Here is a 15,874-nt window from a genome sequence, read left to right on the forward strand (position 1 = left end):
AAGGCTTTTCGAACGGTTTGACTACAAATATGATAATACGGCGTATCAGATAAACTAATTTGTTGTGAACGAGGCTTTGGCATAACTATCACCACACTTATAAGAGGGTAAATTAAGTGTAGTTTGTTGTTGAAAAAACAAACAAGTTATTATGGGTGGCTTAATTAGTGTTGTGAACGAGGCTTGGGCATAATAATTACCACACTTAACAGGGGTAAATTAAGTCTAGTTTATTGTTGAAAAAACAAACAAGTTATTATGGGTGGCTTAATAATATTTCAGCATGGCGAAATGACAACCTAAAATCGAGCTTTCATGTGTTACACGCATAATGTCTGAGATTGATCTCTTCAGATCACTTTTACTACAAAGACGACATATCTTAATTTTAATAAGTAGTCCGCTTAGCCACCACAGCGGTCGTTCACGTGATTGTAATGGCATGACTTCAAAGTGCCAACAGTGCTCAAATACTTACTAGTCTTGTTGCTTATAAAATGAAAGCATATCTTGCCTTAGTTTTGCTGCATCAATACTTTTTTCTTTAAAAATCTCATCTAGTTTTATTTGAGCTTCTGCGTCAAAATAATCGTATGAAGCAACAATAAAATATCTACCCCCTAACTTAAAAGCATCTTCTACAGGAATAGAAGTTTCAATTTTAGTAATTAATGATAAGTATGCACCAATAGAATATGCAACCAATTGTTTAGCTTCTTTAACTAATACACCAGATAAAGATTTATCAACATTTAATCTCCATCCATTGTTCGTATTATCAAATGTCAGTGTATTCCCTTCAGCATCCTTTAATGTGAATTGCTCGTTACTTTTTGACTTTAAGGTATAATCACTCAAATCAATGGGAGAGGTGCTGAACTTAAAAGCATCATTAAATTCAAGGAAAGCTTCTTCACCATACGTAGAAGTATATAAAGTTGAGAACTCATTATTAAGTGCCATTAATTTTAAAGTGTCTGCTAATAACAGTTTCGTTTCTGCGGCACCTTTAAGCAAGCTTGTACATGTTAAATGTACCTTTTCTAAGCAAACGGTTTTGAACTGATTGAGGACTTTATGATAATCGGTACTTGCTTGTGTGTAAGTTGAAATAGTAATCAGTAAAGCAATGATAACTCGAATCATATAAGTTCCTTTTTATTAACTTTCTTCAATCAGTATTGAGTTGGGGTTATCGCTCTATGCTGACATTAAGCTTTTCAAGTGGTTACGTCAACTATGAGCATTTCAGAAGACATATATTTCAACTAATCAATAATTCATCTCATGATTGGCAACTCGGCCACCACAGCGGTCATAGAGATTTTAAATCAAGGTTACAACTCCTCTACCAATATAGTCTTTCAATTAGATAATAAATAACTTAGATTATTAAAGATAAAAATAATGGATCTCAATAATGAAAAGTTCATGGATAATATTGTTTGGCCTTTTACTAGTAATGCCGAATTATGCAGTATCAAACACTCTTGATAAAATACTTCAGCCTCAAACTTACGTTTGCCCTCCATGCCCTCATGTGAAAAGCCTTTTTAAAACAGAAGTCTTCGAACATAAAGGCATATGTAGTGTTTGCGGTATGCATTTGGTTGAAGACACTCAATCAAAAATTACAAATGATATTGATATCCATAATGGGTCAGGTAATTTCGTCATTGAAGGAAGCAATCATGCTGAAAACAGACCTATACCTGTTTTCTACTATAAGCCTAAGAGTTTTAAAAAGGATTCTCGTGTTTTAATAGTCATACCAGGAGCAGGTCGGAACGCATGGGATTATCGAGTTGCTTGGATTAAATCTGCTGAAAAACACGGTGTTTTGATTCTTTCACCTCACTATTCTGAGAACCATTACCCAAGGTTTTGGAATTATAATATTGGACGAATGATTTCAGATGTAGCAATAAATAAGTCAAAGTCGGCAATTGAAAGCTTTAAGATGAACAAAAATCAACAAGACTGGATATTCAGTGATTTTGATAGAATGTTTTCCAATGTAGTTATAAAGCTAAATATGAAAGCTAAATCTTATGACTTATTTGGTCACTCTGCTGGAGGTCAAATTTTACATCGCCTCGCATTGTTCAATCCCAATAACAAAGCTAATAGGATATTAGCTTCGAACTCTGGTTGGTACACAGTACCTTCTTTTGAAAAAGATTTTCCTTATGGTTTAAGGAAATCATCACTAACAACCAATGAGTTAGAACAGGCATTCAATCAAAAACTCGTTTTGTTTATTGGAGAGCAAGATAATGGAAATGAAATGAGAGGCCATCTTGTAAGGAATGAAGAATTAGACCAGCAAGGAACTCACAGATTAAGCAGAGCCAAGCACTTTTATACTATGGCAAAGCAAATAGCAAAAGAAAGAAAGTTCGATTTCGACTGGAAATTTAAGGTTGTCGCTAATACAGGCCATGATTATAAAGCCATGAGCAAAGCGGCTTCTAATTACTTATATGAAGATGACATTTAGCTTATTGGATTTAATCATTTAGGCTGTGCGATAAGGGCCGATTTTACCCTTTATTACCATTGGCCGGAAACATTACTAACGGCAGTTCATGACAAAAAACAACCAAAAAATGCTTCTACGATTTTACTTTGTTGATGACACCTTTAGGCTAATAGTTACGTTCAATAATCGAATATGAATGGCAGCAATGAGCTTAAAGCGGACTTAGAAATTAATGAATGACTAACTATAATGTACATAAAATGATTATTAGTATTGCTGGCTGAAGATCAGAGGTTTTCACTAAAATGCAATTTCTAAAAAACAAGATAATCTGTTTATCACCTATTAAAAGTCAACTGTCGTATATGATGCCAATATCAAACATTATACTACGTCTGTGGAGCTTCACTCGGTATCGACATACACGAAAGTAATGATGCCATTGAATGGTCTTGCTGCTATAGGCATCGTCACACCTTATGATGATATACAAGGATGTACTTATGATGTTTCGCAAAAATAATCACCGTTCATCCTGAACATAAAAAAGCCCATGTTTAAATGGGCTTATGATATAACGTTACTCTCTGTGCTTTTACATGCTAGTTTTTAAACACAAATCCTATTTAGGGTCGTAGCAACATCAACAGATACCTTTTGCTGTTGCTCTGCATGCTGGGCAACAGAACTTAAGCCATTAGTGATATCTCGACTCAAAGAGGCAACTTCAGCCATATTGGTATTAACCGCTGCAGTTGATTGCTGTTGCTGTTCAGTGCCACTAGCAATTTGAGAGGTTAAGGCATTAACCTCTTTAAAGACTCGACCTATTTGCTCTAACGCTTCAACCACTTCGGCTGAATGCGTTAAACTGTCTTGCGTCAATGCTTGACCACGCGAAATCGCCGTTACAGCATTAGTTGATTTCTCTTGCAGACCTTCAACCATTGAATGAATTTCAACCGTTGCTTCTTGTGTTCTATGCGCAAGAGCTCTTACTTCATCGGCAACAACTGCGAAACCGCGACCTTGCTCACCTGCTCGCGCTGCTTCTATCGCTGCATTTAATGCGAGTAAGTTTGTTTGGTCGGCAATGCCACGAATAACATCCAGAACAGAACCGATATTTGAACACTCTGTTTGCAGTAGCGCTAAGTCTGTCGCCATTTCGGTAACTTCTTTAGAAAAAGCTTCAATGGTTTGCTGACTGGTATTTGAAGAAGTTGTACCTTGCGATAAAATGTCAATAACTTGATTAGTCGTCTCGCTTACCTGTGAAGCACTCTCTGAAAGTATACTAGACGTTGACGCGACTTCATCAATAGAGTGAGCCATAAGTTCTATTTGACGGGCAGAATCATCAACGGCTCTCACTGAATCAGTCATTTGTGTGGCCAGTAAAAATGACCCCTCTTTTAACGATTCAGACTCGGTTCGCAATTCAGCAAGCACATCGGATAAGTCTCCAATAAAAGCACTAAGCTCATTGGTGACTTGAGCGAGTTCATCATTACCTTCATCAACTAATGGGCCAGGAGGCGCCTGCTTGGTACTCACCACAAGTGTTAAGTAATGAAGTAACTTTGTTAATCGAGAAGACAGCTGACTTTGAGTAAATATATAACCTGATATTAATTGGGCAATCACTAATAGAGACAATATACCGATAACAGACGACTTACTTAACTCATCTGTAAATAGCAAAATAAATAATACAGCTAATAATCCAAAAACAGCAGTCGGTATAAGTAATTTCACGCTTAAGCGAGTAAACATAGAGTATCCATGATGTTAGTTTAAAAAAAATAGCTGAGATTAAAGCTACTTGTCTTTATTTCCTTATAAATTACCTATTATTTAGCAGTTTTGCTAATAATATTTACTAATTTATACCATTCGACAAAAATCAGCTGTTATTTTAACGATACCAAGTAACAATTGATTGTCGAACATTCAACGTTAACCGCCAGCACTTATAATATAATGATAAGTGCTGGCGGATAAATAAAAAGAAAAAGACAATAAATAGTTTAGCTAAAATCAAAGCCAAACTTTATTTTTATTGGGACATAAACCATTTAATTTTCCCTTTATAACGACATGATTAAAAGTATTGGCTATTTGCTTTGCTTAAATTCACCTAAATCGCCCTTTTTTAGCTAATAGATAAGTTGATTTCTTCTTAGTCAGCACACCAAACTCAGCTACTTTGATTGTTTTTCTTTTTAGTACAACTGCTTTAGTTTTTGTATTGCTAAAATTGTCGCTCACATACGGTTGAGATGACTCTGCCTAGTTAAGTTTTCATAATATCGGCAGTTATGGCTAAGTGCCCAACTAAATGGATATACATCATAAATAATTGATATCACATTTATCTTTCACTTTTTGGTGTATTCTCATAAAATCAATGAATAGATTATTTAACAAGGCATTCCGTGACTTCAATTCAACATTTGTTCGACAATAATCAGCAGTGGGCTGAAAAGATAAAAAAAGCAGACCCCGATTTTTTTAAACGCTTGTCAGAACAACAAAAACCGGAATATTTATGGATAGGTTGCTCTGACTCAAGAGTACCAGCCAATGAATTGCTCGGTATGTCTCCAGGCGAAGTGTTTGTTCATCGTAATATTGCTAATCAAGTTATCCATACCGATTTAAATTGCCTTTCTGTGATTCAATTTGCTGTAGAAAACCTAAAAGTTAAACATATAATAGTATGTGGTCACTATGGCTGTGGCGGTATTACAGCATCAATTGATAATAAGCGTCATGGGCTAATCGATAATTGGTTAGGGCATATTAAAGATGTTTATCGTTTTCACAAAGAGCGCCTTGATGCCGTTGAAGACCAGCAAACAAAGGTCAACTTACTTTGTGAACTCAATGTGATTGAGCAGGTAGCCAATGTTTGTCATACCACCACATTAGTCAGTGCCTGGAATGCCAATCAAGATGTCACCGTACACGGCTTTGTCTATAATATACACGACGGTATTTTGAAGAACTTAAACGTTTCTTCTAATGGTAAATAACCAATGACCTTAATAATGCCTGACTCACCTAACAGTAAACAACCTTTTGCTTGTGGCGAAGTCGCTTTAGTTGGCGCGGGTCCTGGCGATCCTGATTTATTAACCATACAAGCTTTTCGTTTTATTAAACAAGCTGAAGTCGCCATTTATGACCGATTAGTAAGTGCTGAAATATTAGCGTTATTACCTGAAAATTGTCAGCGAATTTATGTCGGTAAAAAACAAGCAGAACACAGAGTACCCCAAGATCAAATTAATCAGTTATTAGTTGATTATGCTAAACAAAACAAAAAAGTTTTACGCTTAAAAGGCGGCGATCCTTTTGTTTTTGGTCGAGGAGGTGAAGAAGCACAATATACCTTAAAAAATGGTATCGCTTGTCATATTGTACCAGGAATGACCGCGGCCTCTGCTTGCACTAGCTATGTAGGTATCCCTTTAACGCATAGACAAGTCGCACAAAGTTGCACATTTATTACTGGTAACGTCCAAGACAATGGTGAATTATCACTGCCATGGCACACGCTTAACGATAATAAACAAACCGTTGTCTTTTATATGGGGATCAAAAGCTTACCCATTATCAGTGAGCAACTAATCAAGGCGGGTCGTAAAGCTTCAACACCCGCAGCATTGATTTATAAAGGAACAAATCCAGAACAACAAGTTTACCGTGGTACGTTAGCGGGATTGAACCACTTAGTTGAATTACATGATATAAAACCACCAACATTAGTCATTATTGGTGATGTTATTAACACCTTTGATGAGAAGCGCTTGATGAATTTAGGTTATTTATCACCAGAATAATACTAAACACCCAAAAAATCTTTTAAGAAAATCAAGCTCCGCACTGCGCCAATATTAATCATATTGTTCGGTTTATATTAATAATTATAATAACAATTACCCACTCTTTTGATAATAAAAATAATAGGAATAGCGATTATGCAGGGCACCGAGAATATCCCAGGAACGGTTAACTTTTCAAACACAGATATAACGAGTAACGATTTACCAAGATTAGACTCTCTAAAATTTGAAATGTTATCGCCGCTTTATGCAAAAAGTAACCGCTATATCTCCTTATTTCTCACCCTGTTTATTATAAGTATTTTATTCATCGTTCAGCTACAACACTTTATTACCTTAACTACTGCAGTAAGTAACTTTCAAAGTTATGTTATTTGGATAATAGCACTGGTTGGCTTTATGAGTACCCTTTACACTATAGTTGCTGATAAAAGAAAGTTTTACGCACTTCGCCAACAAGATCTTAGTTATCAAAGTGGCGTTATTTTTCTCAAAACTGTTAGCCAACCCATGCTACGTATTCAACATGTAGAGCTAAAGCGTGGTCCTATTGACCGAAAAATAGGTTTGGCTAAACTGCAAGTTTTCAGCGCTGGTGGTGCACTGCACACTTTTGAAATCCCAGGTTTACCGTTAGAGAAAGCAGAGAGCATTCGCCAATTTATTCTTGATCACAAAGATGTTAACCATCATGGATAAATCAACACCGACGCTAGAGAGCGACGGAGAAGTAACAATTCCCCCTCTTGGCTCGAAACAAAACACCAAAGACTGGCAGCGTATATCACCTATCGCTATTATGTATTTTTTAGCAAAATTTGTGATGGGATTTTTAAGTAATATCGTCGTTTTTTTACCCGCATTATATTTAGGTTACGATAATTTTATTGCACATCCCCATTTGTGGCTACCAATAGGTTTAGCCATACTCGCCATTATTATGATCTCGACCTTTTTAAGTTTCTACTTCTTTCAGTATCGATTATATCAGGATCATATTGAAATACGCTCTGGCGTAATTTCAAAGAAATACGTTAATTTACCCTTTGCTAAAATTCAAAACGTAAAACTAGAGCAGCCGTTGTATTATCGACTATTCGGTTTTACCTGCCTCCAGCTTGATACTGCAGGCTCCGCTATGCAAGAAGCTAAAGTCGTCGCTTTAAAAGTAGACTTTGCCGAACAACTTAAAGTAGAAATTTTAGCTCAGCATAAAATAGCAAGTTCAACAGTCGCCGATGCCGAGACCGAAACAGTTAATGACTTAGCATCTAAGGATCAAAACAACGAAACTATTTTAAACACACGTAGTATTACAGACCTTATTATTCATGGCTTAACTAACAACAGAATCTGGATTTTCCTCGGTGGCTTAGCACCATTTTTTGATGATTTTGGTCGCTATATTGTTGAATTTTTTAATGGCTTAGGTATCGACCTTGAAAAATTCTTAACGTTTGCTGATAAACCCATGTGGCAAGTTGGTTTATACGCACTGACCTTAACTTTTATTATTTTATTACCTTTTACCTTATTTTCTATCGCCGGTTCTATTATTACTTTTTACCAGTTCACCTTAAGTAAAGTCGACGATCGTTATATTCGCCGTAGTGGTCTGTTGACCAAGTATGAAGTGATCATGCGGTTATCCCGCCTGCAAATGGTAGTTCGTCAACAAGATTGGCTTGATGTGATACTCAAACGAATTAACCTTAAATTTGAGCAAAGCAATAGTGCTTTAAATCAGTATCAAGCGAGTGCAGAAAATAATCGTATTATTGTTCCATCAATTAATCCTAGCGAATGTTTGGCGTTGGTTAACAACGTATACCCAACTAATAAAATGATGACTGTTGATTATCAAAGCATTAGTAAACGCTTTCTTTTGCGTAATCTTGGCTATATTCTCACCCCGATATTTATTTCACTGTTAGTCTTTTTCATCACTGTTGATAAAACTAATTTATTAATGGCTATAATTCCGGGTTATTTATTTGTTGGTTTGTTAATTTTTATGCGTTGGTTTCGTTGGGGCTATGCTAAAGATGAAGATTTTATTTATATCCGTAAAGGTTATTTTGGCGTCGACTATTACTGTTTTCCTATTTTTAAAACTCAACAAGTTCAGTTTAAACAAAGTTGGTTTCAAAAGCGCCACCAACTCAGTTCAGTAAGCATAGTATTAGCGGCAGGCGCTCAAGATATTCCTTTTATCAAACAAGAGTTTGCCTACCAATTACTTGATAATGCACTTTACCAAGTAGAAAGCAGCCGCAAATCTTGGATGTAACTAAGAGATGAACAGCACTAAAATATTCATTATCGGCTTACCTCGCACCGGCACCACCAGTATTTGTGCCGCTATGCTTGAACTCGGCTATACCGTCGCACACACAGCTTATACGCAAAAAACTTTTGATCATGCACAAGTGATCGCCGATACGCCCATTTTTGCTGATTTTAAACGTCTAGATACATTTTACCCTAACAGTAAATTTATCTATTTGTCCCGTGAGTCACAAAAATGGTTACCGTCGATTAAGCAATTACTTCAACGAATGTATATCAATGTCACCCGAGATGATGGTGGTTTTAATACGATCATTAAACGCTGTTACCAGAGTACATTTTCACCTTTTACGTCAGATAATATTGAAGATGATAATTTTTTATCATTATGCTACCAGCGGCATAAGAGTGAGGTTGGGCAATATTTTATTGCTCGCCCACAAGACTTACTGACTATAGATGTTAGCGAGTCAGACAGTTATCAGAAATTACTCAACTTTTTATCTTTAGCGCAAGGAAATGAGTCGGCAAGCTTTGAGCGGCTCAATACGGGTGGCAAAGTGACCGCCTGGAAAGATTTAATCAATAAAAATAAAATAGCGTCGACCAAGAATGGTCGAATAAGTTTACTAACTTATTTAGATGTATCAGGCGAATAACAACAGCACGTTGAGCTCTATAATAAAGTCAACATACTGCTTTTTCTAAACGTTACAAAGCTTCAATTTCAGCGAGTGCTTGACTAAACTCGGCTAAATCTAACTCAACATATGTATTATCATCTGTATCACTAGTTTCTTCTTGCCAATTAATACCAACAATAACGCCGTCTTCACTAAGGTCTTCTAACCAAAATTCCAACCAGTCACTTAAAGTTATTTTAGTCGGTACATATTCCTGCCATTCATCAACACAATGCTTCTGAGCGAGTTCTTGGCTTGACCATAATGGCATAACTTCAGTGTTTTCAAAATTAATAGAGTCAAGTACCACCCAATCTTCTGCTGACTTTTCTTGCAGTGCCCAGAACGATTGGTTGTTTTTAACGTCGACTAAAAAGGTGCTTAAGATTGTTGAATTCATGATTATTGGTATCAATTAATTAATGAGCAGTCTTTAATTATCTCACACCATCTCATTTGCTAATATAACAATTTATTGTAAAAGTATAAAAAACAAGCAAGTATGAATGAATATGGAACAATAATAATAAAAATACTATATGACTGAAGAAGTTAGATTGAAGACATTAAGCATTGATGAATTAGAAATTGGTATGTTCGTTACCACCGTAATGCTTAAACACAGCAAAACAAAAGTAAAAAACCAAGGCAGAGTTAACTCTCAAAGCACAATAATGTCTTTAAAAAAACAAGGCGTTACTCAAGTTATTATCAAACTTGAGTCTGATAAGGAACAAAATAAAAATTTAACAGCTAAAGAAGAGAAATTATCAACTGCAGAGTCAGTGACTTTACCTTGCTCATTAAATGAAGAATTTTCACGTTCGTGTGAAATCTATGATGATAGTAATAAAAAAATTCAAGATTTATTCAACCAAGCAAAAAGTCAAAAAAATCTATCACCACAGGCAATCAGTTTGCTCGCGTCAGAGATAACCAATTCGGTTATTCGTAATCAATATGCCATAACTATTTTAACGCGTATTCGCCATCACTCTACCTATCAATGGGAGCATGCCACTAACTGCGCCATCTTAGTCTGTGGCTTTGCACTTTTCCTTGGCTTAAATAAAGAAACCGCTGAAAAAATGGCATTAGGCGCTTTATTACATGATATTGGTGTTGCAAAAATACCCAAAGGGATCATTGAAAAACCAGATAAACTAACAATTAATGAAATGGATATTGTTAAAAAACACCTTGCATGGGGACATCAGCTTTGTAAAAAAGATGGCTTTAATGATCCTATTATTATGGATATGTTGATTAATCACCATGAACGATTAGATGGTTCTGGCTACCCTAGGGGTTTAAAAAAAGAAAAACTTTCTAAACTTGCTCGTATTACTGCAATTATTGATGTTTATGACGCTGTAACAGGTGATAAAGCTTATAAAAAAGGTCAACAACCCATTAACGCGTTACGTTATTTATTAGCAGAAAAAGGCAAGTTTGATCAGCAACTTGTTCAACAGTTTATTAAATATTTAGGTGTCCATCCAGTGGGCTCACTGGTTAAACTATCAAATGATAAAATAGCCATTGTAGTTGAAGGCAACAGAGCTGACCCGCTAAAACCTAAAGTAAAAATTTTTTATAGCTTAAAACTCCAAAATTATATTAATTCAAAAGATTGCGACCTTTCACTTGTCGCTATTACCATCGTTGGCTCGGCCCGAGCTGAAGACTATAATATTAACATTGCTAAAGTGATACACGACATTGCCAATAAAGCCTAACATACCTTAAATGTCCTTTTTTAGGCAAAAAAAAGCCGCGTAAGTTACGCGGCATAAAAACATTTGTAAGGGAATAACAAAAGTTTGGTAAGAGCATCGCCCTTAAGAACTAGAGTAATTATACTAATAAAATATTTAATGTAAATACTATACACTAATAAAATTGAAAATTAGCACAATTTTATTTCAAATATCATCTTAATAGTTATTAATAAGCCCTTTTAAACGGTGCTAATCAGTTAATCTTCTTGATAAGACAATAAAAAGCCGAGTAAGAATACTCGGCTTTTAGTTAACAACTTTTATTATCTGATTGATACGTTAAGGCGTCATCTCTTCTTGATCTGCGCCTTCTTTATCAATCACTTCTGGTATCAAGTCTTCTTTAGAAATACCAAAAGCGAGTGCAACTGAGCTTGCTACATAAATAGATGAATAAGTACCAACAAAGACCCCAAACAATAACGCGGTTGCGAAACCATGAATAAGCTCACCACCTCTAAAAAACAGTGCAGCTAATACTAATAACGTGGTTATTGACGTTATAAAAGTACGACTTAAGGTTTGTGTTAACGAAATATTGATAATATCTGCTGGCCCGCCTTCACGTAATTTACGAAAGTTTTCACGAATACGGTCAGATACAACAATCGTATCATTGAGTGAGTAACCTATAACCGCCAATATCGCTGCAAGCACCGTCAGGTCAAACTCAAGTTTTAATACCGAGAACAAGCCCAGTGTTAACAATACATCATGAAATAAAGCAAACACCGAACCTAAAGCGAAACGCCATTCAAAGCGGAATGCTACGTAAACGAGAATACAAATTAGCGCAGTTAACATCGCTAATCCGCCCTGCTCTGCTAATTCATCGCCGACGCTGCCACCCACAAATTCAATACGGCGCATTTCCATGGTTTGCCCTGTGCCTTCTTGTAAGGCACTAAGTACTTCATTACCGAGCATTTCAACGTTTAAACCTTCGCGCTCTGCTAAACGAATAACCACATCACGGCTAGTACCATATAACTGCACAACCGCATCTGGATAGCCATTACTGTCCATTACCGCACGAATTTTGTTTAAATCAGCCGCTTTTTCAAAACCCACCTCAATTAATGTTCCACCCGTAAAATCTAAGCCGAAGTTTAATTTATTGGTCATTAAAGAAAATACAGAAGCAAGCATCAATAAAACACTAAACATCAATGCTCCCTTGCGGTAACTCATAAAGGCGACAGTTTCTTTTAATTGTAAAATTTGCATAAATATCTACGCCCTATATTGAAAGTTTGTCGAGACGTTTTCCGCCCCAAACAGCATTAACTACGGTTCGTGTACCAACAACCGCTGTAAACATTGAGGTAAGAATACCGATAGATAACGTTATCGCAAAACCCTTAATCGGACCTGTACCAACAGCATACAAAATAAGTGCCGCAATAAGCGTGGTAATATTGGCATCAATAATGGTTGAAAATGCTGCCTCATATCCTTGGTGAATAGATTGTTGAATCGACTTACCTTCACGTATTTCTTCTCGTATACGTTCGAATATAAGTACGTTGGCATCTACTGCCATACCAACTGTTAGTACAATACCTGCCATACCGGGTAACGTTAACGTTGCCCCAGGAATTAACGACATCACCCCAACAATTAAGATTAAGTTAGCACCAAGCGCTAGATTTGCTACCACACCAAAAGCACGGTAATAAATAATCATAAAAATAAACACTAAGCCAAAGCCCATTAAAATAGCTTCAAAACCAAGCCTAACATTTTCAGCACCTAATGTAGGTCCAACCGTTCGCTCTTCAACAATTTGAATAGGTGCGACAAGCGCTCCAGCACGTAATAATAATGCTAAATTATGTGCTTCACTTTGGCTACCCGCACCAGTAATGCGGAAGGTTTTACCTAAACGTGCTTGAATGGTTGCTACTGAGATAACTTCTTCTATTTTTTCAAAAATAGTATTCCCTTCAGCATCTTTACGGTCAGTGGGTTTATATTCAATAAATACGGTCGCCATTGGCTTACCGATATTACTTTTAGTCCCATTGGACATTTTTCCACCGCCGGCAGAATCAAGCGAAATATTTACTTGTGGACGGCTATATTCGTCAAAGCTTGAGCCTGCATCAACAATATGATCACCGGTTAGCATCACACGTTTTTTCAATAAAACAGGTTTGCCGTCACGTTCATATAATAACTTAGAGCTCGCTGGCACTCGGCCATTGAGTGCAGCACTTAAATCGCCGTCGGTATCAACGAGTCTAAATTCGATAGTTGCCGTTGCATTTAAAATTTCTTTTGCTTTAGCTGTATCTTGCACGCCGGGTAATTCAATGATGATGTGTTTTTTGCCTTGGCGTTGCACAAGCGGCTCAGAGACACCCAATTCATTAACACGATTACGAATAATGGTAATGTTTTGTTGCAAGGCATATTCGCGAACTTCTTTAATTTTTTCATCGGTCATTTTTGCAGACAAAGTTAAATTATCCGCATTTTCTGACATTAAAAAGTCACGGTAGCGTTTTTTCAAAAAGTCATGTGCTGTAGTTAAGTCTTCCGCATTACGAAACTGAACATTGATGGAGTCGTTCGATTTTTTGACACTGCGGTAACGAATTTTTTCGCCACGTAAATCAGTACGAAAGTCATCAACTAAGGCGTCTTGCGCTTTAACTATCGCTTCACTCATGTTCACTTCCATTAGAAAGCTAACACCACCACTTAAATCTAAACCTAACTTCATCGGTGTACCACCAACACTTGCTAACCATGCAGGTGTTGCCGGCGTAAGATTTAACGCCACCGAAAATTTATCGCCTAAACTTTCCTCAAGCAAATCACGGGCACGAAGTTGTTGCTCGGTATCACTAAAACGGACAAGTAATTGGCCATTTTCAAGCACAATACTTGAGAATGAAATATTATCTGCAGTCAAATCGCTCTTTACGCTATCAAGCGTTGCAGCATTGGCTTCAACGCCACGTAAACCTGAAACCTGCACGGCAGGGTCTTCAGGGTATAAATTAGGTAAAGCATATAAAGCACCAAAAGCGACTATAAATAGCACCATCAGTGTTTTCCATAAGGGGTATTTGTTTAGCACAAGTTCATCCTTTTTATTAACGTTCTTTTAAATCATTGCAGGTTAGTCATAATGCTAAACTTGTTTAGCAAGAAGCTAAGCAAATAACTAACCCACTACGAATTACAATGACTTCATTGTGCCTTTAGGTAATACCGCATTGATTGCTGCTTTTTGAAGAACAACTTCAGTACCTTCAGCAACACTTACTACGATATAATCTTTTTCGTCTGAAACTTTCACAATTTTACCGACGATGCCGCCTTGTGTTAAAACTTCATCGCCTTTTGATAATGCTGACATTAGGCCTTTATGCTCTTTTACACGCTTAGCTTGTGGGCGGTAAATCATAAAGTAAAAAACTAAACCAAAAACGGCTAGCATGATCAACATTGATGTGCCATCGGCACCTGCTGGTGCGCCGGTTGCTGCGTGTGCTTCACTGATAAATAAACTCATAATTTCCTCTGATTTTTATTGTTAATAAATGGATAATTCTTTTAATTTGTGTAAATAGCTATTTTAGTTCTGGAACGGGTAATCCGCGTAACGCATAAAACTCGCTTACGAAGTCGTCTAACTTACCTTGCTCTATAGCCGCACGCAATCCTTTCATAACACGTTGATAAAAATGTAAGTTATGTAAGGTATTTAATTGTGAGCCTAGAATTTCATTACACTTATCTAAATGATGCAAATAAGCGCGTGAATAATTTTTACAGGTATAACAGTCACATTCGCTGTCTAATGGCCCTGTATCTGTTTTGTGGCTGGCATTACGGATTTTAATAACGCCGTTAGTCACAAATAGATGACCATTTCGGGCATTACGTGTCGGCATAACACAATCAAACATATCAATACCACGACGCACACCTTCAACCAAGTCCTCAGGCTTTCCAACACCCATAAGATATCGGGGTTTATTCTCAGGGATCAAGGGGGTGGTGTGATCAAGAATGCGGATCATATCTTCTTTGGGCTCACCTACTGATAAACCACCGATCGCATAACCATCAAACTCGATGTCTTTTAAACCTTTAACAGAAACTTCACGTAAGTCTTCATACATGCCGCCTTGTACAATACCAAACAAAGCTGATTGATTATCGCCATGAGCAACTTTAGAACGCTGTGCCCAGCGTAGTGATAATTCCATCGAACTTTTTGATTCTTCATGTGATGCAGGATATGGCGTACACTCATCAAAGATCATCACAACATCGGCATCTAAACTGCGCTGAACTTCCATTGAACGTTCAGGGGTTAGCATTATTTTATCACCGTTAATAGGAGAACTAAACTTAACCCCTTCTTCGGTAATCTTACGCATTTTACCTAAACTGAACACCTGAAAACCACCAGAGTCAGTAAGAATTGGTTTTTGCCAATTAATAAAATTATGTAAACCGCCAAACTGTTCAACAATTTCAGTACCAGGACGTAGCATAAGATGAAAAGTGTTGCCTAGAATAATTTCAGCGCCTGTTGCCTCAACATCTTCCATTTTCATGCCTTTAACCGTGCCATAAGTCCCTACTGGCATAAACGCTGGTGTTTCTACTGTGCCACGATCAAACGTTAAACGGCCTCGACGTGCTTTACCGTCAGTATTGATTAATTGATACTTCATCTTGCTTTTTACTGGTTTAGTCACTGGTGCTACTGTTTTATCTGTCATATAGACTTTCTCCAAACCCTCTAGCGAAACAGGCTAGCGG

The 15,874-nt window shown here is 36.9% G+C and carries 14 protein-coding genes; 7 read left to right on the forward strand and 7 right to left on the reverse strand.

Translation table 11 applies throughout. The annotated features are described in order from the left end of the window. Nucleotides 1–477: 477 nt before the first annotated feature. On the reverse strand, nucleotides 478–1,146 hold the full coding sequence (locus tag H4J62_RS14650) for a hypothetical protein (protein WP_182218335.1): 669 nt from the start codon (nucleotides 1,144–1,146) through the stop codon (nucleotides 478–480). A 274-nt stretch (nucleotides 1,147–1,420) separates the two neighbouring features. Here H4J62_RS14650 and H4J62_RS14655 point away from each other — a divergent pair, with 274 nt between their 5' ends. Then, a complete protein-coding gene (locus H4J62_RS14655; protein WP_259364943.1) occupies nucleotides 1,421–2,500 on the forward strand; it encodes a hypothetical protein in 1,080 nt (359 codons plus the stop codon). A 591-nt stretch (nucleotides 2,501–3,091) separates the two neighbouring features. Here the strand turns inward: H4J62_RS14655 and H4J62_RS14660 are convergent. Further along, entirely contained in the window at nucleotides 3,092–4,258 is a 1,167-nt protein-coding gene (locus tag H4J62_RS14660) for a methyl-accepting chemotaxis protein (protein WP_182218333.1), read from the reverse strand. A gap of 662 nt (nucleotides 4,259–4,920) precedes the next feature. Here H4J62_RS14660 and can point away from each other — a divergent pair. The 5 genes from can to H4J62_RS14685 all read left to right on the forward strand — a co-directional run bounded on the left by can (nucleotide 4,921) and on the right by H4J62_RS14685 (nucleotide 9,281). Further along, nucleotides 4,921–5,520: a carbonate dehydratase gene (can, locus tag H4J62_RS14665; RefSeq protein WP_070376043.1), complete on the forward strand. Its 600-nt coding sequence runs from the start codon at nucleotides 4,921–4,923 to the stop codon at nucleotides 5,518–5,520. Between the two features lie 3 nt (nucleotides 5,521–5,523). Next, nucleotides 5,524–6,330, forward strand: a complete 807-nt coding sequence (cobA, locus tag H4J62_RS14670) for a uroporphyrinogen-III C-methyltransferase (RefSeq protein ID WP_182218332.1) — start codon at nucleotides 5,524–5,526, stop codon at nucleotides 6,328–6,330. A 138-nt stretch (nucleotides 6,331–6,468) separates the two neighbouring features. Beyond that, nucleotides 6,469–7,032, forward strand: coding sequence for a PH domain-containing protein (locus tag H4J62_RS14675; RefSeq protein ID WP_182218330.1), 564 nt, complete (start codon nucleotides 6,469–6,471; stop codon nucleotides 7,030–7,032). Then, the gene (locus H4J62_RS14680) at nucleotides 7,025–8,623 is read left to right on the forward strand and encodes a PH domain-containing protein (protein WP_259364945.1); all 1,599 of its coding nucleotides are present in this window, start codon (nucleotides 7,025–7,027) and stop codon (nucleotides 8,621–8,623) included. Before H4J62_RS14675 ends, H4J62_RS14680 begins: the two co-directional genes overlap by 8 nt. A 7-nt stretch (nucleotides 8,624–8,630) precedes the next feature. After that, a complete protein-coding gene (locus H4J62_RS14685) occupies nucleotides 8,631–9,281 on the forward strand; it encodes a sulfotransferase (protein WP_182218318.1) in 651 nt (216 codons plus the stop codon). 52 nt (nucleotides 9,282–9,333) lie between these two features. Here the strand turns inward: H4J62_RS14685 and H4J62_RS14690 are convergent, their stop codons facing one another. Continuing rightward, nucleotides 9,334–9,705 carry a DUF2750 domain-containing protein gene (locus H4J62_RS14690; protein WP_070376038.1) on the reverse strand — a complete coding sequence of 124 codons (372 nt, stop codon included), beginning with the start codon at nucleotides 9,703–9,705 and terminating at the stop codon, nucleotides 9,334–9,336. 139 nt (nucleotides 9,706–9,844) lie between these two features. Between H4J62_RS14690 and H4J62_RS14695 the strand changes: the two genes are divergently transcribed. Beyond that, on the forward strand, nucleotides 9,845–11,044 hold the full coding sequence (locus H4J62_RS14695) for an HD-GYP domain-containing protein (RefSeq protein ID WP_182218317.1): 1,200 nt from the start codon (nucleotides 9,845–9,847) through the stop codon (nucleotides 11,042–11,044). A 321-nt stretch (nucleotides 11,045–11,365) separates the two neighbouring features. On the opposite strand, the gene secF is transcribed toward H4J62_RS14695, so the two are convergent. From secF to tgt, 4 genes are all read right to left on the reverse strand, one after another. Beyond that, entirely contained in the window at nucleotides 11,366–12,313 is a 948-nt protein-coding gene (gene secF / locus H4J62_RS14700; protein WP_070376037.1) for a protein translocase subunit SecF, read from the reverse strand. A gap of 13 nt (nucleotides 12,314–12,326) precedes the next feature. After that, nucleotides 12,327–14,174 carry a protein translocase subunit SecD gene (gene secD / locus H4J62_RS14705; protein ID WP_182218315.1) on the reverse strand — a complete coding sequence of 616 codons (1,848 nt, stop codon included), beginning with the start codon at nucleotides 14,172–14,174 and terminating at the stop codon, nucleotides 12,327–12,329. A 102-nt stretch (nucleotides 14,175–14,276) separates the two neighbouring features. Then, nucleotides 14,277–14,612, reverse strand: a complete 336-nt coding sequence (gene yajC, locus H4J62_RS14710; protein WP_182171028.1) for a preprotein translocase subunit YajC — start codon at nucleotides 14,610–14,612, stop codon at nucleotides 14,277–14,279. A gap of 58 nt (nucleotides 14,613–14,670) precedes the next feature. Then, complete coding sequence (gene tgt, locus H4J62_RS14715; protein WP_182171367.1) at nucleotides 14,671–15,786, reverse strand: tRNA guanosine(34) transglycosylase Tgt; 1,116 nt, start codon at nucleotides 15,784–15,786, stop codon at nucleotides 14,671–14,673. Nucleotides 15,787–15,874: the final 88 nt, after the last annotated feature.

Source organism: Colwellia sp. BRX8-5, from assembly GCF_014077325.1.
Taxonomy (GTDB): domain Bacteria; phylum Pseudomonadota; class Gammaproteobacteria; order Enterobacterales; family Alteromonadaceae; genus Colwellia_A.

What these genes read in the sequence shown, in the direction of transcription:
- H4J62_RS14650 (WP_182218335.1), bottom strand. Translation starts at nt 1,146, where the DNA reads ATGATTCGAGTTATCATTGCTTTACTGATTACTATTTCAACTTACACA.
- H4J62_RS14655 (WP_259364943.1), top strand. Translation starts at nt 1,421, where the DNA reads ATGAAAAGTTCATGGATAATATTGTTTGGCCTTTTACTAGTAATGCCG.
- H4J62_RS14660 (WP_182218333.1), bottom strand. Translation starts at nt 4,258, where the DNA reads ATGTTTACTCGCTTAAGCGTGAAATTACTTATACCGACTGCTGTTTTT.
- cobA (WP_182218332.1), top strand. Translation starts at nt 5,524, where the DNA reads ATGACCTTAATAATGCCTGACTCACCTAACAGTAAACAACCTTTTGCT.
- H4J62_RS14675 (WP_182218330.1), top strand. Translation starts at nt 6,469, where the DNA reads ATGCAGGGCACCGAGAATATCCCAGGAACGGTTAACTTTTCAAACACA.
- H4J62_RS14680 (WP_259364945.1), top strand. Translation starts at nt 7,025, where the DNA reads ATGGATAAATCAACACCGACGCTAGAGAGCGACGGAGAAGTAACAATT.
- H4J62_RS14685 (WP_182218318.1), top strand. Translation starts at nt 8,631, where the DNA reads ATGAACAGCACTAAAATATTCATTATCGGCTTACCTCGCACCGGCACC.
- H4J62_RS14690 (WP_070376038.1), bottom strand. Translation starts at nt 9,705, where the DNA reads ATGAATTCAACAATCTTAAGCACCTTTTTAGTCGACGTTAAAAACAAC.
- H4J62_RS14695 (WP_182218317.1), top strand. Translation starts at nt 9,845, where the DNA reads ATGACTGAAGAAGTTAGATTGAAGACATTAAGCATTGATGAATTAGAA.
- secF (WP_070376037.1), bottom strand. Translation starts at nt 12,313, where the DNA reads ATGCAAATTTTACAATTAAAAGAAACTGTCGCCTTTATGAGTTACCGC.
- yajC (WP_182171028.1), bottom strand. Translation starts at nt 14,612, where the DNA reads ATGAGTTTATTTATCAGTGAAGCACACGCAGCAACCGGCGCACCAGCA.
- tgt (WP_182171367.1), bottom strand. Translation starts at nt 15,786, where the DNA reads ATGAAGTATCAATTAATCAATACTGACGGTAAAGCACGTCGAGGCCGT.